General features: G+C 47.4%; 24 protein-coding genes. 7 read left to right on the forward strand and 17 right to left on the reverse strand.

The features are described from left to right. Positions 1–149: 149 nt before the first annotated feature. The 3 genes from OL444_RS13305 to gap all read left to right on the forward strand — a co-directional run bounded on the left by OL444_RS13305 (position 150) and on the right by gap (position 3,509). Positions 150–752 (forward strand): FMN-dependent NADH-azoreductase, encoded by a 603-nt coding sequence (locus OL444_RS13305; RefSeq protein WP_264732706.1) that lies wholly within the window; start codon positions 150–152, stop codon positions 750–752. 296 nt (positions 753–1,048) lie between these two features. Further along, positions 1,049–2,071: an LLM class flavin-dependent oxidoreductase gene (locus tag OL444_RS13310; protein WP_264732705.1), complete on the forward strand. Its 1,023-nt coding sequence runs from the start codon at positions 1,049–1,051 to the stop codon at positions 2,069–2,071. A 415-nt stretch (positions 2,072–2,486) separates the two neighbouring features. Beyond that, positions 2,487–3,509 (forward strand): type I glyceraldehyde-3-phosphate dehydrogenase, encoded by a 1,023-nt coding sequence (gene gap, locus OL444_RS13315; protein WP_264732704.1) that lies wholly within the window; start codon positions 2,487–2,489, stop codon positions 3,507–3,509. A gap of 167 nt (positions 3,510–3,676) precedes the next feature. Here gap and OL444_RS13320 read toward each other — a convergent pair whose 3' ends face one another. From OL444_RS13320 to OL444_RS13365, 10 genes are all read right to left on the reverse strand, one after another. Continuing rightward, positions 3,677–5,827: an Ig-like domain-containing protein gene (locus tag OL444_RS13320; protein WP_264732703.1), complete on the reverse strand. Its 2,151-nt coding sequence runs from the start codon at positions 5,825–5,827 to the stop codon at positions 3,677–3,679. 522 nt (positions 5,828–6,349) lie between these two features. After that, positions 6,350–7,300 carry an MBL fold metallo-hydrolase gene (locus OL444_RS13325; RefSeq protein ID WP_264732702.1) on the reverse strand — a complete coding sequence of 317 codons (951 nt, stop codon included), beginning with the start codon at positions 7,298–7,300 and terminating at the stop codon, positions 6,350–6,352. Between the two features lie 264 nt (positions 7,301–7,564). Continuing rightward, positions 7,565–8,647 (reverse strand): M48 family metallopeptidase, encoded by a 1,083-nt coding sequence (locus tag OL444_RS13330; RefSeq protein WP_264732701.1) that lies wholly within the window; start codon positions 8,645–8,647, stop codon positions 7,565–7,567. 8 nt (positions 8,648–8,655) lie between these two features. Next, positions 8,656–9,633 carry a YjgN family protein gene (locus tag OL444_RS13335; protein WP_264732700.1) on the reverse strand — a complete coding sequence of 326 codons (978 nt, stop codon included), beginning with the start codon at positions 9,631–9,633 and terminating at the stop codon, positions 8,656–8,658. 95 nt (positions 9,634–9,728) lie between these two features. After that, positions 9,729–10,421 (reverse strand): TIGR02117 family protein, encoded by a 693-nt coding sequence (locus OL444_RS13340; protein ID WP_264732699.1) that lies wholly within the window; start codon positions 10,419–10,421, stop codon positions 9,729–9,731. Positions 10,422–10,548: 127 nt separating this feature from the next. Beyond that, complete coding sequence (locus OL444_RS13345; protein WP_264732698.1) at positions 10,549–11,463, reverse strand: bestrophin family protein; 915 nt, start codon at positions 11,461–11,463, stop codon at positions 10,549–10,551. Between the two features lie 12 nt (positions 11,464–11,475). Next, positions 11,476–11,958: a hypothetical protein gene (locus OL444_RS13350; protein ID WP_264732697.1), complete on the reverse strand. Its 483-nt coding sequence runs from the start codon at positions 11,956–11,958 to the stop codon at positions 11,476–11,478. Between the two features lie 109 nt (positions 11,959–12,067). Next, positions 12,068–13,426 (reverse strand): sensor histidine kinase, encoded by a 1,359-nt coding sequence (locus OL444_RS13355; protein WP_264732696.1) that lies wholly within the window; start codon positions 13,424–13,426, stop codon positions 12,068–12,070. Next, entirely contained in the window at positions 13,410–14,132 is a 723-nt protein-coding gene (locus tag OL444_RS13360; RefSeq protein WP_264732695.1) for a response regulator transcription factor, read from the reverse strand. The genes OL444_RS13355 and OL444_RS13360 overlap by 17 nt, the downstream gene beginning before the upstream one ends. Before the next feature lie 33 nt (positions 14,133–14,165). Next, a complete protein-coding gene (locus OL444_RS13365; RefSeq protein WP_264732694.1) occupies positions 14,166–14,738 on the reverse strand; it encodes a histidine phosphatase family protein in 573 nt (190 codons plus the stop codon). Between the two features lie 246 nt (positions 14,739–14,984). Here OL444_RS13365 and OL444_RS13370 point away from each other — a divergent pair, with 246 nt between their 5' ends. Next, positions 14,985–16,118 carry a terpene synthase family protein gene (locus OL444_RS13370; RefSeq protein WP_264732693.1) on the forward strand — a complete coding sequence of 378 codons (1,134 nt, stop codon included), beginning with the start codon at positions 14,985–14,987 and terminating at the stop codon, positions 16,116–16,118. Positions 16,119–16,146: 28 nt separating this feature from the next. Here the strand turns inward: OL444_RS13370 and OL444_RS13375 are convergent, their stop codons facing one another. Beyond that, on the reverse strand, positions 16,147–17,886 hold the full coding sequence (locus OL444_RS13375; protein ID WP_264732692.1) for an ATP-binding response regulator: 1,740 nt from the start codon (positions 17,884–17,886) through the stop codon (positions 16,147–16,149). Between the two features lie 305 nt (positions 17,887–18,191). Here OL444_RS13375 and OL444_RS13380 point away from each other — a divergent pair, with 305 nt between their 5' ends. Beyond that, entirely contained in the window at positions 18,192–18,368 is a 177-nt protein-coding gene (locus OL444_RS13380; protein WP_264732691.1) for a hypothetical protein, read from the forward strand. Between the two features lie 4 nt (positions 18,369–18,372). Here OL444_RS13380 and OL444_RS13385 read toward each other — a convergent pair whose 3' ends face one another. Both OL444_RS13385 and OL444_RS13390 read right to left on the reverse strand, forming a co-directional pair. Further along, positions 18,373–19,260, reverse strand: a complete 888-nt coding sequence (locus OL444_RS13385) for an NAD-dependent epimerase/dehydratase family protein (protein ID WP_264732690.1) — start codon at positions 19,258–19,260, stop codon at positions 18,373–18,375. A gap of 9 nt (positions 19,261–19,269) precedes the next feature. Continuing rightward, positions 19,270–19,419 carry a hypothetical protein gene (locus OL444_RS13390; RefSeq protein ID WP_264732689.1) on the reverse strand — a complete coding sequence of 50 codons (150 nt, stop codon included), beginning with the start codon at positions 19,417–19,419 and terminating at the stop codon, positions 19,270–19,272. A gap of 27 nt (positions 19,420–19,446) precedes the next feature. On the opposite strand from OL444_RS13390, the gene OL444_RS13395 reads away from it, so the two are divergent. After that, positions 19,447–20,526, forward strand: coding sequence for a class I fructose-bisphosphate aldolase (locus OL444_RS13395; protein WP_264732688.1), 1,080 nt, complete (start codon positions 19,447–19,449; stop codon positions 20,524–20,526). 5 nt (positions 20,527–20,531) lie between these two features. Here the strand turns inward: OL444_RS13395 and OL444_RS13400 are convergent, their stop codons facing one another. Together OL444_RS13400 and proB are read right to left on the reverse strand one after the other, a co-directional pair. Then, positions 20,532–21,779, reverse strand: coding sequence for a glutamate-5-semialdehyde dehydrogenase (locus OL444_RS13400; protein WP_264732687.1), 1,248 nt, complete (start codon positions 21,777–21,779; stop codon positions 20,532–20,534). Between the two features lie 11 nt (positions 21,780–21,790). Further along, entirely contained in the window at positions 21,791–22,825 is a 1,035-nt protein-coding gene (gene proB, locus OL444_RS13405) for a glutamate 5-kinase (protein WP_264732686.1), read from the reverse strand. 140 nt (positions 22,826–22,965) lie between these two features. On the opposite strand from proB, the gene bla reads away from it, so the two are divergent. Next, positions 22,966–23,874 (forward strand): class A beta-lactamase, encoded by a 909-nt coding sequence (bla, locus tag OL444_RS13410; protein ID WP_264732685.1) that lies wholly within the window; start codon positions 22,966–22,968, stop codon positions 23,872–23,874. A 41-nt stretch (positions 23,875–23,915) separates the two neighbouring features. Here bla and OL444_RS13415 read toward each other — a convergent pair whose 3' ends face one another. Further along, the gene (locus OL444_RS13415; RefSeq protein WP_264752020.1) at positions 23,916–24,389 is read right to left on the reverse strand and encodes a hypothetical protein; all 474 of its coding nucleotides are present in this window, start codon (positions 24,387–24,389) and stop codon (positions 23,916–23,918) included. 102 nt (positions 24,390–24,491) lie between these two features. Next, positions 24,492–25,571 carry an alkene reductase gene (locus tag OL444_RS13420; protein ID WP_264732683.1) on the reverse strand — a complete coding sequence of 360 codons (1,080 nt, stop codon included), beginning with the start codon at positions 25,569–25,571 and terminating at the stop codon, positions 24,492–24,494. Positions 25,572–25,631 lie beyond the last annotated feature (60 nt).

A 25,631-nucleotide genomic window follows, 5' to 3' on the forward strand; every position in this document is an offset into this window, starting at 1 on the left:
TATGTAAGTACGTCCTTTGGACCTCCCGGCAGCCATAATTTTGCCTTTGATAATCCGGGAGAGAGGATGCTTTCATCGTTAACACAAAAAAGAAATCAGACGACCCCGGAATTTGAAATTGATCATACTATTAAACAGGTAAAATTTTTATGAAACGTATTCTTCATTTAATTTCAAGTATTCAGGGGAAAGAATCACACAGCATTCAGCTGGGGCACGCTATTGTCCGGAAAGTTCAGGAAAAATATCCGGGGAGTACACTGGAAGAAGTGAACCTGATCGAACTCGAAATACCGCATCTTAATCCTGCTGTGCTGCGGACCTTCTTCATTCCCGTAGACCAGCTGACGGAAGAAGAAAGCGTGTCTATCCGTTTTTCTGATGAGCTGGTGAAACAGTTGTTGGCGGCAGACATTCTTGTGATTGGTGCACCGTTGTACAATCTTACCATTCATTCAACACTAAAGGCCTGGATTGATCATGTAACCAGGGCGGGCATAACCTTTGGCTATAGTGAAAACGGTCCTGTTGGAAAAGTAACAGGAAAAAAAGTGTACGTCGCTATGTCTTCCGGGGGCATTTATTCAGAAGGCCCTGGTCAAGCCAACGACTTTGTTGCGCCTTATCTGAAAGCTTTCCTTGGCTTTTTAGGTATGACAGATTTGACGGTAGTACGTGCAGAAGGATTAAAAGTACCGGGAGTACAGGAACAGGCTATGGAGAAGGCAATTGAGAGTATTACCATTGACTAGAATTTGCGCCTTACATAATAGGGAAACATTAGCCAGGAGGTCATCCTGTCGGCAACATCGCCATCGCTTCCTATCCATCCACCACCATATTCCAGTCACCCGATTGACAGCCGGGATATTACTGCATTATTAAGTTTTTGTAAATGAAGGTTTAATGAAATGGTAGTACCTTGCTGCTAAAAGGGCTATCAGCTCAATTTTTCGCTGTAGAAGCCAGTGACTGTTCCTGGTGAACTTTATTGCTGGTGATTTTCTATTGCTTAATAATGAGTAATTTTTCATCTGAAAGAAGCATTATGAAGAAGATAGGATTTTTATCGTTTGGACATTGGTCTAACCATCCTGCTTATGCAACCCGTAGCGCAAGTGACACATTACTGCAGTCTATTGACCTGGCGGTGGCTGCGGAAGAAATTGGTGTAGACGGGGCCTATTTCCGTGTACATCATTTTGCAGCACAGCTGGGGTCTCCCTTTCCTTTGCTTTCGGCAATCGGCGCCAAAACCAGCAAAATAGAGATCGGAACCGGTGTAATTGATATGCGTTATGAAAATCCGCTGTATATGGTGGAAGATGCCGGCGCTGCGGATTTAATTTCGGAGGGTAGGTTACAATTGGGCATCAGCAGAGGTTCGCCCGAACAGGTAATCGATGGGTGGCGCTATTTTGGATATGAGCTGGGAGAAGGAGAAACCGACGCAGATATGGGGCGCCGTAAGGCATTGGAATTTTTGGATAAGTTAAAAGGTGTGGGATTTGCCCGGCCTAATCCGCAGCCGATGTTTCCAAATCCACCGGGCTTGCTTCGTTTGGAACCGCATTCGGAAGGATTGCGGGAACGTATCTGGTGGGGAGCCGCTTCCAATGCAACCGCCGTCTGGGCGGCCGAAAATGGCATGTACCTGCAAAGTTCTACCCTGAAGTTCGATGAAAGCGGTAAGCCTTTCCATGTGCAACAGGCGGAGCAGATCCGGTTGTACAAAGAAGCGTGGAAAAAAGCAGGCCATCAGCGTGAACCGAGAATTTCTGTGAGCCGGTCTATTTTCGCTTTGGTAACCGATCAGGACCGCCGTTTCTTTGGGCGGGAAGCCAATGGTACCGATAGCATCGGTATGATTGAACCGAACAAACGAGCCATTTTTGGAAGAGGTTATGCGGCGGAACCGGATCAGCTGATAAAAGAACTGGCAGCGGATGAAGCTATTCAGGAAGCAGATACCGTTCTGCTGACCATACCCAATACATTAGGTGTTGATTACAATGTACATGTCCTGTCTTCCATTTTGGAACATGTTGCGCCCGGATTAGGCTGGCGTTAAGGTTTAGTCTGGCCGGCATTTACCTGGAGTGGTGATTCATGGCAGCTGATGAGTAGGGATCATGCATGCCATTTAAAAACATTAAAACAGATAGCAGGTGTGCTACTATAATAGCTGCCTGTCTATTCTATACAGCGTGCTACTACATTCAACCAGGAATGTAGTAGCACGCTTTCTTTTTTAGGTAGATATACTTGCCATCATTCCCTTTTGCTGTCAGGTTGCGCTTTGTTCAGGTATCAACGTATCCGTAAAAGTAGCCCGGATCCCTTGCCGGATCGGGGCATGGACTATCCTCCGATTTAATATTTAAGCAGTTAAATGAAGTGATTATCTCCTATGTTTGCAGTCGCCGCAATAGCCTTTTGTTATTTGGGCATTATCAAATAATTTTACACGTTATAACGACATCAACATGAGGATAGCTATTAATGGTTTTGGGCGCATAGGCAGGATATGTTTACGCGTGTTACTACAAAAAACAGGCGTAGAAGTAGTAGCCATCAATGATCTGGCTGATACGCCAACACTGGCACACCTGTATGCTTATGATTCAGTGCACGGTCCCTATCAGGGAGAAGTGACAACAACCGCCGATGCACTGGTGATTGATGGGAAATCAATTCGGGTGCTGGCAGAACGTGATCCGCTGAAATTACCCTGGGCGGAGCTGGATATCGATCTGGTGATTGAATCCACCGGTAAATTTACTACCCGGGCGGGAGCAGAACTGCATTTGCAGGCGGGCGCCAGACAGGTAATCATATCTGCACCATCATCGGATAAGGATATTCCTACCGTTGTATTAGGGGTGAATGATCATTTAATAGACCTGACTACACCGGTATTATCCAATGCATCCTGTACTACTAACAATGTGGCGCCTATGGTAAAGGTGTTGGACGACAACTGGGGTATCGTAGACGGCTATATTACCACCGTTCACTCTATGACCGGCGACCAGAACCTGCATGATGCGCCGCATAGAGATCTGCGCAGGGCACGTGCCGCATCGGCTTCGATCATCCCTACTTCTACAGGTGCTGCGAAGGCCATCACGTCTATATTCCCGCATTTAACCGGTAAAATGGGTGGAGCAGGTATACGTGTACCGGTTTTGAATGGTTCCCTGACCGATTTTACCTGCATCCTGAAAAAACAACCCCAGAGTGTCAATGAAATCAATGCCCGGTTTAAAGAAGCGGCGGGTACGTCTATGAAAGGGGTATTGAAATATACCGAAGATCCTATCGTATCTATTGATATCATTGATAATCCTTATTCCTGCACTTTCGATGCTTTATTGACGTCTATTGTAGGCGATTTAGTAAAAGTAGTAGGCTGGTACGATAATGAATTTGGCTATTCCAACCGTTTAGCGGATTTAGTAGTACGTATTGCCGAACTGAAAGATCAGGCAGTAGTAGCCGGCAAATAACAAAAGGACACCTATTGGAGGATAGGAGCCAGTGTGTTTTAGCTGGGTTTTTATAATCAGCTGTCAATAAATAGTATCCGTAACGTACTATTGAAAATAAAATCTTATATCATAAAAAAGAGGACCTATGACAATTGTCACAGGTCCTCTTTTTACGGTCTGTTTATCTAGGGTTGGTAAATGATTTTTGCCATATGCACAGTACCAGCTTTCGTAATTACCTGGACGAAGTAAATACCAGGAGCAAGATGCGCAGATAGGTAGAAAGTGTCATTACTGAATACCCCTCGTTGTACTTCAAATCCGGCAATATTTTTTATAATGATGATACTGCCTGTCAGTTCCTTCTCTTCATAAAGTTTGAGCATACCTTGTGTTGGGTTCGGAAATAACTTCAACTGTTTTACTGTTGGCGTCTTGCTGATGGTTGCTGCAGTTGATACTGTCTGCCCCAGACAGTTGTTTACTTGTACGCGAACCGCTTTTCTTAATGGGTGTTCACATTCATATGCTGCAGAAGCATAATAGGTAGTGCCAGCTGGAGGACTCACCTTGTAATAATTACCGGTATGGAGTAATGTGCCGCCATTGGGCGCATTATACCAACGGATAGTAGGCGTATTGGAAACAGCACTGAATGCATGTAACGTGGCACTGTCTCCCCGGCAGATGGTTACTGTATCTGCATCTGCACTGGGTTGCCTGGAGTAGCCACCAGTAGTAAATACCATCTGCACCTTATCTGATCTGCAGCCGGTTAAAGGGTCTGTAGCCTGCACATACACGTCCACAACAGCAGGTGCTTCGTTGATATAATATGGTGTGGGAATGTTGTTACTGTTTATCACTACAAAAGAAGTGTCGAATGTGCCTGACCCAAATATGGGCGTGTAAACGAGTCTCACATTGTAATTGAAACCCGGTTGGTGATTATGCACAGGGAGAACCGGAAAGCCACAGAGCATACCACTGGGCACGGTATAATCCGGATCAGGCAATTTCCTGACGATTACCTTCACTGCCCGCCGTACCGGATATTCACATACAATTGCGCCCGACGCATAGTAAGTGGTAGTCGTATCCGGGCTTACTTTATAGAAATTACCGGTATGCAACAGGGTTCCGCCAACAGGAGCCGTATACCAGCGAATGGTTGAAAAGGTGGAAAGAGGCGTAAACCCGTGCAACGTAGTACTATCGTATTTACAAATAACAACACTATCTGCATCTACATCGGGGATGGTTGAATGGCCGCCCAGCACGTATGTTTTGTGTACGGTATCCGATACACAACCTGTAATCGGATTAACAGCCTGCACATAAACTTCCGTCTGTGCATGTTGAAATCCGTTAGGGTCAGGAATAGAAAGTGTATTCCTGTTAATTACCGTAAAGGCTGTATCAGCGCTTTTATTCGGAAATTTATAAAACACATACACGTTATAATTAAGGCCATTGATATGATTGGTTATCGGTACTGACACGGTACCGCATAACGCTCCTTGTGGAAGTGTATAAGCAGGATTGGCCGGCCTTGGATGAACGACTACTTTTACTGCTTTCCGGCTACTTTGGCAATTGCCCACTTCCGCAGCAGCATAATAAACGGTTGTTACAGCTGGGTTTACCGGATAGTTGTTGCCGGTAAACAATACAGTGCCTCCATTGGCGGCATTATACCAGCGTATGGTAGCGCCGCTGATACCGGTAGCGGTGAGTGTTGTACCTGATCCCTGGCAGATAGCTGTACTATCGGGTGCCACCGGTGGTGGAATAGCGGATTTTCGTTGCGCATAATAAAGATCCAATGCCGTGAGCAGCCCGATTACATTGCTGTTCAAGATAATCTTTACCCGGTCAAAAACGTTGGCAGGCTTTAGGATGATTTCCCCTCTATTGTAACTGAGCAGCCGCAGATTACCAGTGCCTACTGCCTGTAGATCATTGTTGGGAGTGGCACCATTAAAGGTTTGTACGGTTACACCAGCCAATAGACCAACAGAAAGTACTGTGCTGCTGCTACCGACACTCACTATCAGTGAATCACAACCAATGCTGCTGCCGGAAGGAAATATTAAGGTCTGGTATACCGTCACTCCCAGTAATCCGGCCGTAATTCTTAACGTAGAAAAATCAGTAAGGTTGGCATTGTTGACTGCATTATCCGGATTACTTACACCGCATAGCAGGCAGATGCCCGTAACACCATTGCTTTGGCTATTGGCGTATACCTGCGCATAAGTATGTATGCCAGGCAGGCATAATAAAAGGATGACACAGCTTATTATCTTCCTGAACAGGTAGAATTTGTTATCCATAGGGTTGTTTTAAAAAGTGAAAGAATAAAAGGTGAAATGTTTTATCTGCGGATGTCTGCAGATATGGGAATGAATGTTATAGACTATCGGGAAATGCTTTGCTGATTATTTAAGGAATTAAATGATCTGTTAGGGCCAAAAGCTTGTAGACTAGGAATTAATTAAAGGTAACGATGAAGGCTGTGATGACATATCATACCTGGTCTCTTTTTTTATACAGCTGCTAAGCTATAGGAGAGGCCAGGCCAGGAAAAGATAGTGCAGTGAATACAAAAATATGCATGATTGTTTAGTGAAGAGACCATGCAGTTTTGTCAAACATAGGTAGTTTAACGAACTGGGTATTCAATCCCGATAGGAGAATTGAAACCGGAAATTTAATAAAGACACTCCTGTTAAAATAAACGGTGCGAAGGTATTGGCTGATAGGAGTAAATTGATACAATCGTTAATGGGCTTAATAATGCTGCTCTCAGCCTGCTGGCAGTAGAAAAACGGTTATAGTAAAAGATACATTTCTCTTTACAAGGCTAACACCTGATTAAACCGGGCAATATGAAAACCGTTTTGCAGCACTGTTTTCGTTTGTGGACTGGCAGGATTTAATAAAGGGTTGGTATGATTGAGATGAATGAAATAGACTTTTGCTCTTTCTGCTGCAGGTAATGCCTGCAATAATGCCATGCTTTCTATCACAAACGGATGTGGAATTTCAGCAATAGGGCGATTGTTGATTTCCGCTCCATCAAAAAAAGTGGCGTCAATAAAAGCATAATCCACCTGTTTGATTTCATCGGTGATACTTTTACGCCATTTGCTCCATTTATCGATATCAGGAATAAATAATACTTTTTTATGCGGTCCTTCAATGCGGTAGCCCACTGTTTCTGAGAACTCATCGCGGTGAGGTACCTGATAGGCGGTTACTTTAATATGGGAAGAGAGGGTATTTACTTCCCCGTCCTGAATAGGTTGCAGGCGGATGTTATGCAGGCTTACCAGCTGACTCCACGGACCATTTTGCGTTAAAAAAGATTGCATTCCCGGCATGGCATATACCGTTACTGCTTTCGTGTTAAGGGCTTCCCTGCCCAGGTACATGAGTCCTGCATAATGCCCGATATGTGCGTGGGTGAGGAAAATACCGTCGGGTGTTTCCGGATGGCCGGGAGCCGTGTATTGCTGCAACCATTTCATTTGCCGCGGTAGATCCGGTGTAGCGTCGAACAGCCAGCTGCGGTTATTGTCAGGATCCACGACGCCCAATGCGGCCACCATACGGGTAGGATCGGGCTGCCGGAACAAATCCCTGCAACAGGCTTTTGTGCAGCCGATATGAGGAGAGCCGCCATCCTGTACATTGCCCAGTACAATGAGGGAAGGACCGGTTACCGGCGTGGGGGACGTTTTCCCTTGTCCGTTTCCGTTAGTGTATAACATTGACAGGAGCAATAGCGTAGCCGCTGCTTTCATACGTATATCGTTAAAAATGAGAAATGGATGCACGTGTTTAGTGGCAAAATACGAAAGCCCCGGGAATAATCCTGTGGCATAAAATGGGAGCAGCCGGCAGGAACAGGCGTGCGCACTTTGTGGTAGCAAAGAAAATAATACAGGTAAAATTAACCGCTCTATAAGCCGGATAGAAGACACTGTTCGTTGAAAAATAGGTCGAAAGGTGCCGTGAGAACCGGTATGACAGGTTTATACCAGGTTATGCCGGCAGTTGTCTGTCGGTCAGGGGTTGTTTTTAACCACTTGCAACAATCCGTTAAAAATCCTTTCCTGTTCCGGGTGTCCCGTTTTTGCTGCCGGATGTTTTCTGATTTGCCTGGTTACATATTTAATGCGATGGGTGGTAAGCGGGTGAGAGCTGATGAATTCAGGTACGCGTTGTTGCTGGCTGATCTTTTGCAGTTCCTGCATCAGGGTTATCATACCTGTCTGATCAATTTGATTGTTGCGCAATGTTTCCAGTCCTTTGAGATCCGCCTCTTTTTCGAATTTACGGGAGTAGCTGAGGTTGTGGAGCGTATTGGCTTTGGAATACAGGACACTGGCTACACCGCCGCTGTTGCCGGTGATGACGGTCAGCAGTACCTGGGTACTGAGTTGCTGGCAAAGTGCCTGTACCGAATGCCGGCAGCTCACATGTGCCGCTTCGTGCGATAACAATGCCGACAGGGAAGCGGCATTAGGTAGCTTTTCGAGCAGGCCACTGTATACAACAATATAACCGCCGGGCAGGGCATAGGCATTTTCAATATCACTTTTGGCTACGTGGAAAGTAAGGCTGTCGGTGGTGGGCCATTTCATTTGGGCGGCAAAGTCGGTCAGCAGCCGGCTGGCAGCGGTATCAATATCTTCGTGCATGCTTTCCCGTGCGAGCTGTCCCAGTTGCTGATCGAAGGACCGGGGGAGCAGCTTTGCGGCCTGATGGGACCCCCAGGGGAGTATCACTAAATAACCGACCGCTATCAGTGCCAGTATCAGCACGCCTACACCGAGGGTGAGCAGCAGACCGCTGTGGTGTACCAGGCCATTCAGCCCGGTACCCCGATAGCGTTTATAATGTTGCCGGAAATCTTTTACAAAAGCCGGATCGTTTACTTCCAGGGTACCGGGTTCTTCTCCCGGTCTGTTGATGCGGATAAAGTCCTGCTCGCCCCATTCCGGCTGTATTTCCTGATACAGCCATATTAACTGGCGTGCCGGCCGTGTAGTGGAATGAATGGTCAGTTGCAGGCTTTCCGGATGCAATTGTATTTTTACAGGTACAGACGCTGCGGTCTGGTGATTGTAATAACTTCCCTGGAACATAGGTACGATTAAATGAAGCTGATGTCGAACATATCGGCCATGTCTTCGCCGAGTGCATTTTTATATTCTTCTTCTGTCTGTTCCAGACTGGCAAGATCAATATCCCCTTCGATATGTACATTGTTCATCAGGAATGTCAGGGTATTGGTTTGCGCCCAGGCAAAACCGAGGCCCAGGGTGCATATTACCAGCAGGGTATTCAGGATGATCATTTTGGCAAAAGCGCCGCCGGTGGCTTTGGAACGCAGGGTGAAGGAACGTTCACCTTGTACCAGCCGGAGGTTGTCGACATAATACTGGAAGAGTTCTGCCTGCCACCAGAAGCTGTAGATGCCGAAGGTGACCATGGAGAGGAGCATCCCCTTCATGTTGAGGGCGAAATAATCCCAGCCATCTCCTTTGTATTGGAATTCGCCGCTGCCGAAACGTACATTGCTTAATACGTAGTTACGCAGTTTGATGGTCATCCAGGAAGCATAGAACCCGAAGGTGCAGATGGTCAGCAGCATTTCCACCATAAACAGTTTCACGAATGCAGACAGATTGCCGCGGTAGCCGAAGCGGATGGCTCTCCAGGTAGTTCTGGACATCCGGTAACGGAACGCGCCATGAATCACAAAAGGAGCCAGTGTGAAAATGGCAATGGCATAGATGACAATACCTACTATCTGGAGGTGAGCCAGCACACAAGCTACTACTACAGCTATAATGACAGCGATACAACCTATTGCTTTCAGAAATCCTTTGAACATTTCAGCACCGGTGCCATGAAAGGCGAAACGGGAATTATCCAGTTCTGTGGCATTGTACAGGTATTGTAGTGTTTTGGCTTTGGCCCATGGGTAATAAAAGCCCAGGGTAACCATGGTCAGTAACATATTCACCAGCATAATACGGAATAAGGTACCACCATTTCCTTTGTAGGCCAGTATGGGCTGGGTATGCACCGGTTTCGGCGGTGGGGGCGTGTACTGTTGTTGAATCATGAGTATAGGTATTTTAATACAGCAGCAATAAATGACGCGGCAAGATAAGGAATATCTGCATATGGGCGGGTTGTACAGGATAAGTTAAAGGCTAGTTAATGCGGGTAGTGCCTGAAAATGCCGGTGTCGAAGATGGTCCAGCGGGCGGCTTTCTGCCCGCAACTTTTCAAGCCGTTGTTGGCCCAGGTATTACAGGTATAAAAAAGATGGTAGCGGCCGCGCGCTTCATAAAAAGCATCGTGGCTACCATAATTGGCATGAGTGGCAATCAGCATGGGCTGGCCATCCGGACCGGGCAGGAAGCGGTTGCTGATATAGGCAACGAGGCGGTTGTATTGTGTTTCGCTGATCAGGATACGCCGGCAGTCGTCATTTTCGGATAGCTGGCGGTAATAGGTGGTGTGGATGGCGGCGGCGCCCAAACCGAAAAGTGCCCGGTAAGCGGTACGGAAAGTGAGGTCTGCCCAGGTGGGTGTTTCCAGATAAAACCCTTTATCGCCCCAGCCAAAGGCAATGTATTGGGCCAGGGTATCCGGGCGGGCCGTATATTGAAACGGGATACGGCTGCTCCAGTCGGTATTGCCGTGCCGCACCGGCAATACGAGATCGGTATGTACGCCATTCGTGAGTATATAAACAGCCACGGTACGGTCACTCACCGGTTCCGGTGTGGTGCTCATACGGGAAAGGATATACGCTGCCAGCAGGTAGCCGGCGATAAAGAGTATAAAGGTCAGCAGGGTAATGCCCAGGATGCGGGCAGATTTTTTCAGCAGTTGGCGTATCATGACAGTAAAAATGTAATGATACGCAATGATCCGGATATAAAAACAAAAACCCCGGTTAATACCGGGGTCGTTATCATAACGCTATAAATTACGCCTAGTTGCATGGCGCGTAAACACAAATCAGTCATTACAGGACATAGTATTTAGCCTTGTGGGCCAGTTCTTCCTGTTGTATATCCTGTTCATGTAACATCTGGCGCAAATCTTTTTCGATATTCCGGGCAATGGTGGTTACCGGTGTATCGGTAGGCTTGTTTTCAAACGGGTCCTGCAGGCTGATACCCATTTTTTCGATCAGCAGGAAAGACGCCGCGATGGCCACTACCAAAGGAATTTCCATAAAACCCAATACATCTATTAAGGCAAAGGGAAGCAGGAGAATGAAAAAGATCACGGTAAAATGTGTGTACAGACTATAGGTTGAGGGAAATACGGTATTCTTGATCCTTTCACATTTGCCCATGGCATCGCACAGGCGGGAGAGGGTACTGTCTATCGCTACCTGTTGGTATTGATTCAGCCATCCCTGTTCCAGGGCATATTGTATATCTTTTCCATGTAAAAGCAACAAGGCAGCCGGTACATTATCATATCTTGTCAAATAATTTAGTTCCCGTCTGCTCAGTAATCTATCCAACCCCTTAAGTGGATCTGTCTTCCGTAACGATTGGCCCAGGCTGTAGGTCCAGGCTGCCTGCCGCTTTACAAAACGTTCCTGAAAATGTTGCAGCTCTTCCGACTGATAGTTGCTGTCCATCAGGCTAAGCACCTGCCGCGTCAGGGAACGCGAATCATTCACAATAGCGCCCCAGATGCTACGCGCCTCCCACCAGCGATCATACGCCTGATTGGAGCGGAACGCGAGCAGCAGTGATAGCACGGTTCCTAGCACCATAGGGACAGCTATGGGAATGACAATATTGGTGAAATCATATTTATAATAGAGTATATTAATCGTCAGACAGTAGACCATCACCATTAGCAGTTCATACCTGATCTGACCAAATACATATTTTAATGGGATGTTTTTCTTGAGTAGCATAGTAACATTGTTTTATTCTGCCAGTAAAAGGGCGGAAATCGTGGATTTCGCCACACTTGGTTTACTCTTCAGCAATTGGGTGGTAACCATCGGGTACCTGCATCTTTTGATCAGTTTCTCCGGGTTATAGCTCCGTTTGGAGGGCGGATTATAATCGTGATCAATCGGTTGTATAATCAGATCGATATTCTGTGCCAGCAGGAAATTGCGGAATGCAGCCGTGGTATTACCATGGAAGAATTCTATTTTCAGCTGGTTGATAGCAGAAGAATACTTGTTGCGGATGATTTCACAGCCATCTTTAAAGTCAGCCGTGATCAGGTCTATATGTCTGCTGTTACGGGTAAACGTAATCAGGTCAAACAGCGAGTCCGGCATCTCCAGGGCATGCATGAAAATGATATTAACCGGCTCATATGCATGCTGCGCAATAATGCTGTGTACGTAGCCCAGAGAGCGGATCGAAAAATCTGTTGGAATGAGTATATTTTTCATATCTGGTACTTTTATAACAACAAAATTATTGCTGTGTGGTAAGTAACCAGTAAGAGCCCAGTTAGAAGGTTGTAAGAATGTGGTAAGAATTTGGTAAGAAAAACAGACGTTACCGTGGCAACTCAATACTGATCTCGGTTCCCACGTTTACCTGGCTGTTTACAATGATATTTCCCTTGTGCATCCGGATAATATTCATGGCTAATGGCAAGCCAATACCATATCCTTTAAAACGATCGGTATTAGAAGCACGGAAGAAAGGAGAAAAGATATAAGGCAGATCATTGGCAGGAATCCCAATACCGAGATCTTTTACAATGATGATATTTTTTTTATCGGTAGCTGCCAGTGCCATCGACACAGGCTGGTTGTTGGAATATTTTACCGCATTGCTCACAATATTGCTGAGTGCCAGTTCCAGCAGCTGGGCATTGCCGGAGATCACCAGTTTTTCTTCTTCTTCCGGAAACAGGCTATAGTCAATAGATACAAAGTTCCCCGGGTTCATTTTATCAATGGTGTGTTTTACAGTAAACAGGAGTTCATCAATCCGGATCAGGCCCCAGTCTTGTTTTTTACCATCGAAGCCTGTTTGTGCCAGGTGCAGGAGGCTTTTGGTGATGTGTTCCAGCCGGCCGGCCTCACTCAGGATGTTTTGCAGGGAATACACATATTTTTCCGGCGTTCTGTCTTTATTGAGTGCCAGTTCTGCTTCGCCGATGATGGCGGTGAGCGGGGTACTCAGCTCATGGGAAGCATTGCTCACAAAATTATTCTGGGTTTCAAAAGCAGTTTCCAACCGGTCCAGCATATTATTGAACGTACCTGCCAGCTCATTGATTTCATCGCCGCTTTCATCTACGTGTAGCCGTAGGTGTAAGTTGCGGGAGCTGATGTTTTTTACCTGTGCCATCATCTGCCGGATGGGTAGCAGGATATAGCGGGAGAAGAATATACCGGCGCCAATGAGGATCATACCGGAAATGGTGGAACAGATGATCAGTATTTTGCGCAACCACAGCAGGTATTCCACGCTGTATTGGTTAATGGCGGATACAATCACAATATAAAGCCCTTGTTTGCTTTTATAGAGTACGCCTTCATAAAAGCGGTCGCCTTCGCGGTAGGTGGCTTTGTTATCGCGGGCTACCTGTCGGTAAAATTCATCAGGTAATTGCAGCCCGGGATCTTTGGTGACGATGTGATCGCTGGATACCGGCAGAAAGTATTCTTTTTCTGCGGGTAGTTTTTCCAGGTGTTCTTCCCGTATTTCGTTATAGATAACGGAATCAGATTCATAATAGGGGAGGGTAGCTTTGGCAGTAAGATAAGCGCGTATTTCCAGCCGTTTATAGAAATCCTCGAAGGAATGCTGATTGGCAAAATAATATACCAGTATGCTCATGGCAAGAATGGTAGAAATAGTCAGCCCGGCAAAAAGCACGAGTATCTTAGTGCGTATTTTCATCCGTGAGGTTTTCTTTAAGCATATAACCCAATCCTACTACCGTTTGTATCAGTTCGGGCTGATTGTTTTTATTGATTTTTTTACGGAGATAATTAATATAAACATCCACTACTTTGGTGTTCATATTAAAATCAATACCCCATACCTGTTCCAGTATTTCCATTCTGGACAATACTTTCCGGGGATTTTTAAAAAGATATTCGAGCAGCCGGTATTCGGTGGCGGTGAGCTGAATGGTTTTTCCCTGGCGGATGGCAGCCTTGGTGTCTGTATCCAGTTCCAGGTCGGCCAGTTTCATGATGCCCGGCGCTGCCGGACTCACGGGAACGGCTATGCTGGTATTGCCTTTTCTGCGCAGCAGGCTGCGGATACGGGCTTCCAGTTCCTGTAACTTAAATGGCTTCACCAGATAGTCATCAGCGCCGCTATCCAGCCCCATGACGATGTTTTCTGTGGTTCCCAGGGCGGTGAGCATCAGAATGGGGGTGGCTACCTGTTCTTTCCGCAGGGTGCGGCACACTTCGATGCCATTCATACCGGGTAACATCACATCCAGGATGATCAGCAAAAAGCCGGGGTTATCCAGGGCCATCTGCAGCCCGTTTTTGCCATCCAGGGCTACGCTCACTTCATAGCCTGCTTCTGCGAGGCCGCGGGTGATAACAGATACTACAGCAGGTTCGTCTTCTACTAATAAGAGTTTCATACCGGTCAAAGGTAATTCCTAATTTATAAATCCTTATTCCAGGTGGCTAACGCAGTTGAACAGGGCACAGTTCCAGGTGTCCTGGTCAAATTGGAGGCGGGTCACCGACGTATTTTTCATGGCTGTGACCGGCATATCGGGCACCAGCACACTCAACAGTTGCCGGATGAAGCTGCCATGGCTTACCAGCAGGATATTTTTACCGGCATTTTCTGCCAGCAGCTCATGGATAAAGGCGAGGCCCCGGCTTCTGATGGCTTCGTTGCTCTCCATACCCAGATCCATGGTTTTCCAGGCTTCTCCCCACTGTTTTACCCGTTCTTCTTCGGTGGTGCCTTCAATGAGCCCGCCGCCGGCTTCTCCCAGCCGGTTGTCCTGAATAACTTCCGGAATGCCTGTTTCTGCGGCAATAATAGCGGCTGTTTGCCGGGCTCTCAGCAGGTGGCTGGAGTAGAGCAGGTCCCAGGTTTCCGCGGTCAGTCGTTGCCCCAGTCGGGCGGCCTGTAATTTCCCTTCTTCGTCCAGTGGTATATCCGAATGGCCTTGCAGTTTACCGGCTTTGTTCCAGGCTGTGGTTCCGTGACGGATGATCGCTATTTGGGTCATGTAATGGTCTTTTTTAAATACTTCCAGGGAGCAAATATAGACATCCGGCGTGGCAAATTATAGGAAATGCAATTGCAATGCCATTTCAGCAGCGTTCGCTATATTAAAAGTATTATAAATTTGTCCATTTTAGCTTTTATTAGTATCTCCTTTCATCCTGAATGCTTCGAGACTGCATGCCCAACTACACCATTACCTGCTCACAACACCCACTAAGGATTCATTTATTACTTAAAACTGAAATGTATGAAACACAACGTTCAACTGGCATCACACGCCAGAATGCAAATCATTCAAAAAGAGTACGCTGCTTTAATGTCTAACGGAGTAACCAGTTTCTCGCTACTGGAATTGTTTAATCATGGCCAATTCAATCTGGACGAGTTTTGTCAGTCGTTCCGCCCCCATCCTTATGCCCGGCAGCTAAAACGCCTGGCCCAGGAGTTTGGAGAAAAATATGAGATCTGGCTGGAGAATGCAGAGCATTACATCACCTGTGCGATTTATCTGTTTCCCACAGCTAACCTTTACCGGATGAATAATATCCTGAAGAATTGTGCGATTGATTTCTACCTGAATGATACGATGGGCAGAGAGGTATTCTGTCATTTATCGCCGGGAGAGCAGGTGGCCGCCAACGAGATCCGGGAGCGCATGGGTAAACTTACAGCGCCTTTCGGTACCATCGCTGCCGCCCATCCGGTGGAAGTATCGAATGCGGAGATGATGCAGGATATTTATAATACTTCACCTCAGAAATGGTTCGACGCGTTCTGTCACATGTATAACTATCATATTGAAGTGACGCACCTGGACTGTAATACCAACGCATTAGGAAGGGTACCCTCCATAGATGAATACATCGACATGCGGGGGCATATCTCCGGCATGCATCACACCATTCAGCTGATAGAGTATAGCGACGGACAGTTCCTCGACTGGGATTGGCTGGAGAGTGCCGGTATATTGGCAGATATGAAACGGTTACAGTATGTGACGGCGGCTATCGGCTGTTTGATGAATGACCTGTTTTCTTTTGAGAAAGAAGTGATCGACAATGGTTCCGATTCCAACCTGTTGATGATACTGGCCTTGAATGATCCGGCGCTTTCGCTGGAAACCGTGATCCGGCAATCTGCCACTATCGTACGGAATTTGTTGCTGGAGTTTACCACACTGGTCAACCAGGTAAGAACCAGGGGCTATCAGCAACTGCCGACACATTCCGAAGCGGTCGATAAACTGGATGCACATATCGGCGGATTGGAAAGATGTGTACAGGCCAGCTGGATGTGGCAGGTATATACAAAACGCTATAAAAGACATCATTCTATCTGGAAAGAAACCCAGTTGACACCGGTAATAGCTGCGGCTATCTGATAACAACAATCATAAACCTGTTTGGCACTTATTCCTGTAATTCTCCGCTGATAGGATGTAATTGCTGGTGTAGTATTTTGATCAATGATTTATAATCGATGGGCTTTTCAATAAATGCATTGGCGCCTGCTGCCAGTAATTGTTCGCGTGATTCTTTGAATGCGTCACCAGTTGCGATGATTACAGGAATATTGCTTAACAGGGGGTCTTTTTTCAACTGCTGTAAGGTTTCTTCTCCATCCATTACTTCCATATGATAGTCCATAATGATGACGTCCGGCCGTGCTTTTCTGCTGGCGCTCAGGGCTTCTGCTCCATTGTTGGTAATGGTAACAATACAGCCGATGTTTTTCAGGAATTTGGACATCAGGGCAGCGCTCATTTCATCATCTTCTGCTACCATCACCTGCACATTGTTGAGATCAGTGGTATCTGTATCGGCAAGGTCTTCGAGGCGTATGTCGGCCGGTTTACCTGCCCGTAGCGGGAAGGTAATGGTGAAACTGGTTAATCCGGAAGTGCTGCTTTCCACCTGGATATGGGCATTCATGGAATCTACCTTGTTTTTTACCACATATAATCCCAGCCCGGTGCCTTCCGTGTATTTACTTTTATCGGTAATAAACGGATCAAATATAGTGGCCAGTTTGGCGGCCGGAATAGGGGCGCCTTTGCTGGTTACCTGCAGGGTCCATTGGTTTTTGATACCGGCGATATTAATGTCAATTACCGAATTTCTGTCGGCATATTTGATGGCATTGCCCAGTAAATTGGTAATGATCTGGTTCAGTTTTAAGGCATCACTGAAAATAATGCCGGGCATGCCTACTTCATGCAATTTGATTTTTATATTCCTGGTTTGTGCGATGATTTTATTTACCTCTATTATCTTCTCTATAAAAGGAATGACTTCAAATGCTTCACTGGAAAGGGCTTCGGAATTGCCGGATTCTATCTGCGCCATATCCAGCACATTGTTGACAATGTTACGGGTATGATTGCTGGCCAGCAACAGCTGGTCTATCATAGGCTCTATACTTTGCAGATGATGGTCCTGCTTGATTTCCCGCTTTAACAGTTGTGCTACACCATAAATAGCATTGAGGGGTGTACGTAGTTCATGGGTTACCTGGTACACAAAAATCTTCTTGAAATGATTGCTGCGTTTTAGTTGCTGATTCACATCGTTACTGTGTACGTAAGGTTTGCTAACGAGGATAATCAGCATCAGTACACCACCCATGGCCAGTAAACGGAATACGAAGGATACGTGTAGCGACAGCTGAACGGGATGTACCAGCTGATAATGATAGTAGGTTTCCAGCACCAGCAGAATACATACCGTGAGTATCAGGGCCGCTGTGCGGAGTCTGCGTTCTTTGAACAACAGGTATATAATTGAGATCAGGAAGATGATCATCGCCTGTAATTCAATAATGTTATTCAGCAGGATGCCAAAGTAAATAGAAGCCAGGCATTGTACACCAAAGGTCATGATAGCTGCTGCCAGGTAATGTTTTCTGGAGTTAAGCCAGATGGCAGATAAGGTCAGTACAAATTCAATACTGGCAGGAAGTAGTATGGATAACTGATCTGAAAGAAAGTAAAAGATGATACCAACAACAACGATTAATGAACCTAATGCCAGACTAAGGGTATTTACCAGTTTAATCCTCATTTCGAGTTCTTCATCTACCACCCCGTCAGTTCCTGTCCGGATAACATTATTTATGACATTTCTTATTTTACGGATGATCGTGCTGTTCATAGAATGAAGTCAATAGTAACTTTAGTGCTGTTCAGATCAGGGGAGAGCTGAAGTGCGGGTAAAGTGTGTTTATTGCAGGCCTTAATTAAATTTACAATATTTTTAAATGCTGATCTGGTTATTGTATAAATGATCTTCTGAGGTGATATGTCCCAATTTATTACACTTCCAGGGTATCGGCAAAAAAATGGTCGTTGTAGGTTTACGGTACCTCTTTCAAAGGTATATTATTTCCGCAGAAAGAAAAACTTTTAGCCCGGCCGCGGATGCGGACATGATTAACTCGTAATAATTACATTTGTTATATGCAAACAGGTATCTATCCAAATGAACGAAAGCCGGAAACGGAGGAACAGGAAAAAACAAGTAGTGAAGATGCGATTATTCACGATGGCTCAGGAGGCGCCTTTGAAGGAACAGAAACGGTGTCGGAGGAACGAGAAGACAAGCCGCGGCCAGGTAAGCCACGGCCGGCTTATTAAGGTATTATCCGGCGATGCCGGCCAGCAAAGTATCATATTGTGGCGCCCAACCCAGCTCCCTCGCTGGTGAGGCAGATACAATACTGTTCGACCCTAGGCCAAAATGTGCGCCTTCCGGTGTCCACAACCGGATGGCTTCTTCCATAGACAATCCTTTGGTAGCGCCTTTGAACCCGAGGGCCCGGCTGATCGCTGCTGCAATTTCCTGCAGCGGAAGCAGGCCGTTTTCGGCATAAAAGAAACTGCCGGCCGGCGCTTTCTCCAGCGCCAGTAAGTACAGGTCTGCCAGGTCTGCTATATGCACATTGGACCAGCGGTTTTCTCCTTTGCCTACGTGTACACCTATACCAGCCTCCCGGGCAGCGGCGGTGAGTAAGGGTATTTGAATAGAATCTTTTTTGATACCGGTGCCGGTACCGTAAATCATCGTCGGGCATACCACGATGCTATGTACCTGTACATCGGCAGCAGCCAGTACAGCCCGGTCAATGGCTACCCGTGCTGCTTTTTCCAGTCGCGGTTTTTCCGGTATAAAAGTCAGGGGTTCCAAACCGGCGTATTCGCCCCGCGCTTTATCACCGGTAATACTGGAGCCGGAAGTATGGATGAATTTTTTTCCGGTGCCCGCCAGCGCTTCCAGAATGGTGGCTACGGTAAACGCATTGTCTGCATCCGCTGCATGGATCACGGCATCAGCTGCCTGTACCTGCCGGGTAATCACTTGTTCATCATCCAGGCTACCGCCAACAGGTGTAATACCAGCTGCCTGTATGGCCGGAAAATCTTTCTCTTGTCTGACGAGGCCACTGACGGCATATCCTGCCTGGATCAGCCGTGCGGCGATGGCGCCACCAATATATCCGGTAACGCCGGTAACAAATACCTGCTGCATAAAAATTATTTAATCCGGTAAAGTTGTGGCAGGATAAACAGGGGAAGCCGTAAAAAGAAAGGAAAGATAGGTAAAAAAAGAAGAAGCCCGTGCAGCAGGCCGGTAGCGGTATGCATCTGCCCGAAGGGCATAATTCTTACCACATAATTCATAATTCATGCTTAAATTACGTTAACCAAAAATAGCATGCTTATGTTGTCTCTGGAAAAAGTCAGTGAATTATTAGGGGCAGAAAGTGATACGCTCTTACAGCACGAAAGTAAAACCATCACGAAAGACCTGCTGCATCTCCCCGGCCCCGACACCATCAATAAGATCTATCAGCCCTCCAGCCGTAATCCCCAGGTATTACGCAGCCTGGCGCAATTGTTCAACAGTGGCCGGCTGGCAGGTACAGGTTATATGTCCATTCTGCCGGTAGATCAGGGGGTAGAACACAGTGCCGGCGCTTCTTTCGCCCGATATCCGGCGTACTTCGATCCGGAGAATATTGTGAAACTGGCGATAGAAGGCGGATGTAATGCCGTGGCTTCCACCTTTGGGGTATTGTCGGCTGTATCGCGCAACTATGCACACCGCATCCCTTTTATTGTAAAATTGAATCACAACGAACTGCTGACCTATCCCAATAAGTCAGACCAGGTGATGTACGGCACGGTAGAAGAGGCCTGGAACCTGGGAGCAATAGCGGTGGGTGCTACCATCTATTTTGGCTCCGACAATGCCGACCGACAGCTGGTGGAAGTAGCGCAGGCCTTTGAACGGGCGCATGAACTGGGTATGGGAACTATTCTATGGTGTTACCTGCGCAATGATGCCTTCAAAAAAGATGTGGATTACCACCTGGCAGCCGATCTGACCGGACAAGCCAATCACCTTGGTGTAACCATACAGGCGGATATCATCAAACAGAAACTGCCGGAAGTAAATGGTGGGTACAAAGCATTGAATACAGGCAACTCTTCCTACGGCAAGCTGGATGAAAAGATCTACACCCAGCTGACATCCGATAACCCCATCGACCTTTGCCGCTACCAGGTAGCCAATTGTTATATGGGCCGTATTGGGCTGATCAATTCCGGCGGCGCTTCACGCGGGGACGCTGATCTGGCGGATGCGGTACGTTCTGCCGTAATCAATAAAAGAGCCGGCGGCGCCGGACTTATTTCCGGCCGTAAAGCCTTTCAGCGTCCGATGGCAGATGGGGCCGCATTGCTGAATGCCATTCAGGATGTATACCTGCATCCGCAGATTACCGTTGCATAATTGTCTTATCGCGTTTGTCCGTTACCGTATACAAACCATTTTTCGGTGACCAGCTTTTCCAGTGCAAACGGGCCCCGGGCATGGAGCTTCTGTGTGGAAATACCTATTTCCGCACCCAGCCCGAATACGCCGCCGTCTGTAAAACGGGTGGAGGCATTGACATACACCGCCGCCGCGTCTACTGTATTTAAAAACAGTTCGCTGACAGCAGGATCGGTAGAGATGATGGCTTCCGAATGCCGCGAAGAGTAGGTTTGTATATGCGCCAGCGCTGCTGCGGTGTCGGGTACCACTTTCACCGAACATTGTAACGACAGAAATTCGCGGCCGAAATCGGCTGCCGTTGCCGGAAACAGGTAAGGATAGTGGTGTTGTTCGAGCAGTGCAAAGGCTAACGGTTCCGCGTATACGTTAACGGCGTGTTGGGTGAGCATGGGCGTCAGCAATGCCAGGAAAGGGGCTGCTACGGCTTCATCTACCAATACGGTGTCCAGCGCATTGCACACCGAAGGCCGGGATACCTTGGCATTGGTCACAATACGGGCTGCCTGCGCCAGGTCGGCGGTTTTTTCCACATAGGTATGACACACCCCTGCACCGGTTTCAATCACCGGTACCGTTGCCTGTTCCCGCACGTAGGCAATCAGTTGTTCGGAGCCACGCGGAATAATGATATCAATATATTTGACGGCCGTCAGCATTTCCGTTACCAGGCGCCGGTCTGGCGGTAGCAGTTGTACGATGTCGGGGTTGGTACCGGATTGCTGCAAGACCTCCCGGATGAGTTGTACCAGGATGATGTTGGTATGCTGTGCATCAGAGCCGCCGCGTAACAGGCATACATTACCCGAACGGATACACAGCGCGGCTACATCTACGGTTACATTGGGGCGCGATTCATAGATGACGCCTACCACGCCCAGGGGCACAGTTTTTTTCTGTACCAGCAATCCGTTTTCCAGTTGCTTTTCCAGCAGGAGGGTGTTGGCCGGATCGGGCAGCCGGGCAATGTCTGCGAGGCTTTCCGCCAGGCTTTGTATACGTGCTTTATTCAGCAACAGCCGGTCTTTTTTGGGATCGTTATCTGCCATCCGGTCCAGGTCCTTTTTATTTTCCGCGATGATGACGTCGGCCTGGTCGGTGATACGTTGCGACAACTGTAACAGGAGCGCCTGTTTTTGGGTGTCGGGCAGCGTACGAATAGCAGTGGTAGCCTGTTTGGCCTGTTCCAGCAGGGGCAGTATTGTTTCCATAATGAGATACTTTACAGCAGTACGATATCGTCTGCATGTGCTACTTCCGTATTCTGGATGTTTGCACGGGACTCCAGGTGGTCTGCCGAAATTTTCGACCGGCCTACGGCAATGACAATATTAGCTTCGTTTACAATTTCAATGACTTCTCCGCATTCGAATTTTTCCAGTACCGCCGATACGCCTACTGCGAGCAGGCTGTGACGTTTTTCCAGGGCTGCCTGAGCGCCGGCATCTACCTGTATCCTGCCGGTTACCAGACTGCCACTGGCGAGCCATTTTTTGCGGGCAGAGATGTTGTTGGGCTGGGGGAGGCACTGGGTGCCTGTTTCGCCGGCTACGGCCTGCAAAATGCCATCTTTGGTGCGGATACCGAAGATCACCACCTTGATGCCCATGCGGGTAGCCAGGCGGGCGAAGGTGAGTTTGGATACCATACCACCCAATCCCAGGCTGGACTTGGTTTTATCGGCCAGTCCGAGCGCTGCCTGATCAATCACATCGATTTGCGGCAATACGTCCCCGTTCTTATCCAGTACGCCGGGTACCGAAGTGCTGAACAACAGCAACGATGCGCCAAAGCCCACGGCGATCAGTGTAGCCAGTTCATCGTTGTCGGAGAACTTCAGCTCCAGGTTGCTGACTACATCATTTTCGTTGGCAATGGGAATGATATTGCTGGCCCACAGTTCTTCGTAGGTGCGTTTCAGTTGGAGAAACTGGTCGCGGTGCGAAAAGTGCTGACGCTCGCAAAGGCTTTGTGCCACTGCAATATTATAGGGCGCAAAGTAACGGCTGTATTTATTCAGCAGTAATGGGTTGCCAATGGCTGCAGCAGCTTTGCGCTCGCTGATGGTGCCGTTGTAGTGGTGCAGGAATGATTTGCCTGCGGCTACGGCGCCGGATGATACCAGTACGATGTGATAGTCTTCGTGTAAAGCAGCTACCTGTCGGGTTATACCGGCAATGATGGTTTCATCCAGGTCACCGTTTGGATGGGTGATGGCAGCGGTACCAAATTTTATGACAAGAATAGGTTTACTCAATTTGAAAGGATTTGGAGCCTAAAATAATATTAAGGATGCGAAATTCTAAATGTTACTTGTTTTCATAGCCACATCCGGGAGATTAAAAAAGGGTAAATAGTTTAATTACATTTGAAGGATAATGTTATAAAATTCTTTTCATGTTCAGAATGAATCAATACGGGTGCGACTTTCGGCTTACTGGTCTCTTACTGTTTTTAGGTTTTCCGGTGATTGTATCCGGGCAACAAACATTGATGGATAAACTGAAAAAAATAGCTGACGGCGCTTCGGGCAAGATAGGTATATATGCTGCAATGCCGGAAACAGGGAAACATATTTCTTTGAACGGAGATACTGCATTCCCGATGCAGAGTGTTTACAAGTTTCCCATTGCCATGGCAATACTAGATCAGGTAGATAAAGGCAAGCTAACACTGGATCAGCCTATCATGATTTATAAATCGGATATGATACCGGCCGGCGGCATCAGCCCGGTGCGGGATAAATATCCGGAAGGAAAAGTAGCGCTGCCGCTACGGGAACTGTTGTGGTATAATGTGGGCGAAAGCGATGGGTCGGCCTGTGATGTATTATTGCGGCTGCTGGGTGGTACGGCTGCGGCGCATGCATATGTACAGGGATTAGGCAGGCGGGAAATCGTAATTGCTACTACAGAACAGGTGCAGGTAGCCAATGATACGATTCAATACCAGAACCGGTCAACGCCGGCAGCGATGACGGCATTGTTGCTGCAGGTGCAGGAAGGCCGGGTACTGAGTCAGGCCAGTCGTGAATTTTTATTGCACCTGATGATTACATCCGGGCCGGGAAAAAAACGTTTGAAAGGAGAGCTGCCGGTGGGTACAGTAGTGGCGCATAAAACAGGAACGGCAGGTACCATAAATGGTTTAACCAGGGCTACCAATGATGTGGGTATTATTACGTTGCCAGGCGGAAAACATATAGCCATTTCCGTATTTATTAAAGACTCCCGCGATAGCCAGGAAAAAAGAGAAGCCGTGATTGCAGCTGTGGCCAAGGCTGTATGGGATGCGTGGGTAGATTAAAACACCGCCCGGAAAAAGAACGCCGGGCGGGTGTGCAGGTATTATTTGAAATATTTACGGTATTCGTTTTCGAAGTCAGCAACGTTGATATTGTGTAAAGCTTTACCGTCGAATAACCAGATTTCCCAACTGAAATTTTTATCGTTGAGATCAAGTGCAATGTTATTCCCTTCCTGCGAACGGAATTGTACAATGCCACCTTGCGGGTGAATGGTTTTTATTCCTTTTTGTTCCAGGAAAGCGGTGGCATCTGCCAACTGACTTTCATAATCTTCTGCAATACTGTAAAATGCTTCTTCTCCTTCTTCCTGTTTTAAAGCAGCTGTTTGTACACTGTCCGGTGTATAGATAACAGCGCATGGTCCGGAGAGCTGCATGGCGTTGCCAGCGATGTTGCCCACCGCTGCTGCCAGCGGCGGCGCGCCGATGCTGTTTTCAACTGCTTTTTCCGGCTCGTGACAAGCTACCATAGCATAACACAATACCGGCAATAAATAATGCTTTTTCATGGACATGGGCAATAGTTTGTTTGGCATACTTTAAGTGTGATGCGCGACAACGACTGTCTTGCATGCAAGCCCGTAAAGATAGGGGAAAATGAAATATGCCGGTCACAACTATTCCGCAGGTAACCATACCGGATAATCGATCAGTCCTTTCGGGCCGCCTTCATAAAAAGTATTTTTATCCGGCAATGCCAGTGTTTGTGCATGTTTGAAGCGTTCTACGAGATCCGGATTGGAAATAAATGGTCTTCCAAAAGCAATAAGATCGGCCTCATTACGTTGCAACGTTGCTTCTGCATTTGCCTGGTCATATCCGCCACAGAGGATGATCCACTGATGAAATTGTTGTCGCAGCAAACGGATATAATCGGATGGTATCGGATGATAACCGTTGGATGATTGATCCGATAGATGAATATAGCGTATAGCCATGCTGTTTAGTTTCGCTGCAAGGTAAAAATGAGAAGCCGTTTCTTCTGCATAATCCGGTTGATCGTTGAGGGTGGCGAAAGGAGAGAAGCGGATCCCTACGCGGTCGGCGCCTGCCAGTGCAATCGTACCGGCTACGATCTCCAGGATAAAGCGGCTGCGGTTTTCGATGCTGCCGCCATATTCGTCGGTACGTTGATTGGTATGCGGATGTAGAAACTGTTCCATGAGATAACCATGGGCAGCATGCCATTCGATACCGTCGAAACCTGCTTCCAGGGCATTTTCTACGGCCTGCAGGTGCGTGGCTATCATGGCTTTTACACCGGCAGTGCTCAGTGCTTCGGGCACGGGAATAGGCAGCACACCGTTGGGCGTAGCAACAGTGCCGGCGGCACCTACTGCGGAAGGCGCTACCAGCGGGCCGCCGCCAGGAAGGTTCAGGGGGTGTCCCATTCTGCCGGAGTGCACGAGTTGTATGAAAATTTTCCCGCCCTTATCATGTACTGCTGTAGTTACTTTTTTCCATCCTGCTATTTGTGCTGCATTATAAATGCCTGGAAGCATGCTGTAACCTAGTCCGTTGGCGCTGACGCTGGTGCTTTCAGCAATGATCAATCCTGCTGAAGCACGTTGGGCATAGTAGGTGGCCACGATATCTTCCGGAATACCCTCCGGTGCTCTTCTTCTGCTCATGGGCGCCATCACGATCCTGTTTTTTAAAGTCAGTTGTGTAGTGGCAATTGGTTCCTGTAATTTCATTTTGTTAGGTTTGACAAGGCAAAACTAGGATGTGCCCTAAAGATGAAATAGGTATAATCC

Origin of the sequence: Chitinophaga nivalis (assembly GCF_025989125.1) — a bacterium.
Lineage (GTDB): Bacteria > Bacteroidota > Bacteroidia > Chitinophagales > Chitinophagaceae > Chitinophaga > Chitinophaga nivalis.

Bases quoted from the DNA above. Each gene is read 5' to 3' on its own strand.
- OL444_RS13305 (WP_264732706.1), top strand. From the start codon at position 150: ATGAAACGTATTCTTCATTTAATTTCAAGTATTCAGGGGAAAGAATCA.
- bla (WP_264732685.1), top strand. From the start codon at position 22,966: ATGTTCAGAATGAATCAATACGGGTGCGACTTTCGGCTTACTGGTCTC.
- OL444_RS13380 (WP_264732691.1), top strand. From the start codon at position 18,192: ATGCAAACAGGTATCTATCCAAATGAACGAAAGCCGGAAACGGAGGAA.
- OL444_RS13335 (WP_264732700.1), bottom strand. From the start codon at position 9,633: ATGATTCAACAACAGTACACGCCCCCACCGCCGAAACCGGTGCATACC.
- OL444_RS13365 (WP_264732694.1), bottom strand. From the start codon at position 14,738: ATGACCCAAATAGCGATCATCCGTCACGGAACCACAGCCTGGAACAAA.
- OL444_RS13345 (WP_264732698.1), bottom strand. From the start codon at position 11,463: ATGCTACTCAAGAAAAACATCCCATTAAAATATGTATTTGGTCAGATC.
- OL444_RS13320 (WP_264732703.1), bottom strand. From the start codon at position 5,827: ATGGATAACAAATTCTACCTGTTCAGGAAGATAATAAGCTGTGTCATC.
- OL444_RS13325 (WP_264732702.1), bottom strand. From the start codon at position 7,300: ATGAAAGCAGCGGCTACGCTATTGCTCCTGTCAATGTTATACACTAAC.
- OL444_RS13400 (WP_264732687.1), bottom strand. From the start codon at position 21,779: ATGGAAACAATACTGCCCCTGCTGGAACAGGCCAAACAGGCTACCACT.
- OL444_RS13420 (WP_264732683.1), bottom strand. From the start codon at position 25,571: ATGAAATTACAGGAACCAATTGCCACTACACAACTGACTTTAAAAAAC.
- OL444_RS13395 (WP_264732688.1), top strand. From the start codon at position 19,447: ATGCTTATGTTGTCTCTGGAAAAAGTCAGTGAATTATTAGGGGCAGAA.
- OL444_RS13355 (WP_264732696.1), bottom strand. From the start codon at position 13,426: ATGAAAATACGCACTAAGATACTCGTGCTTTTTGCCGGGCTGACTATT.
- OL444_RS13375 (WP_264732692.1), bottom strand. From the start codon at position 17,886: ATGAACAGCACGATCATCCGTAAAATAAGAAATGTCATAAATAATGTT.
- OL444_RS13370 (WP_264732693.1), top strand. From the start codon at position 14,985: ATGAAACACAACGTTCAACTGGCATCACACGCCAGAATGCAAATCATT.
- OL444_RS13330 (WP_264732701.1), bottom strand. From the start codon at position 8,647: ATGTTCCAGGGAAGTTATTACAATCACCAGACCGCAGCGTCTGTACCT.
- OL444_RS13310 (WP_264732705.1), top strand. From the start codon at position 1,049: ATGAAGAAGATAGGATTTTTATCGTTTGGACATTGGTCTAACCATCCT.
- OL444_RS13350 (WP_264732697.1), bottom strand. From the start codon at position 11,958: ATGAAAAATATACTCATTCCAACAGATTTTTCGATCCGCTCTCTGGGC.
- gap (WP_264732704.1), top strand. From the start codon at position 2,487: ATGAGGATAGCTATTAATGGTTTTGGGCGCATAGGCAGGATATGTTTA.
- OL444_RS13340 (WP_264732699.1), bottom strand. From the start codon at position 10,421: ATGATACGCCAACTGCTGAAAAAATCTGCCCGCATCCTGGGCATTACC.
- OL444_RS13360 (WP_264732695.1), bottom strand. From the start codon at position 14,132: ATGAAACTCTTATTAGTAGAAGACGAACCTGCTGTAGTATCTGTTATC.
- OL444_RS13415 (WP_264752020.1), bottom strand. From the start codon at position 24,389: ATGTCCATGAAAAAGCATTATTTATTGCCGGTATTGTGTTATGCTATG.
- OL444_RS13390 (WP_264732689.1), bottom strand. From the start codon at position 19,419: ATGAATTATGAATTATGTGGTAAGAATTATGCCCTTCGGGCAGATGCA.
- OL444_RS13385 (WP_264732690.1), bottom strand. From the start codon at position 19,260: ATGCAGCAGGTATTTGTTACCGGCGTTACCGGATATATTGGTGGCGCC.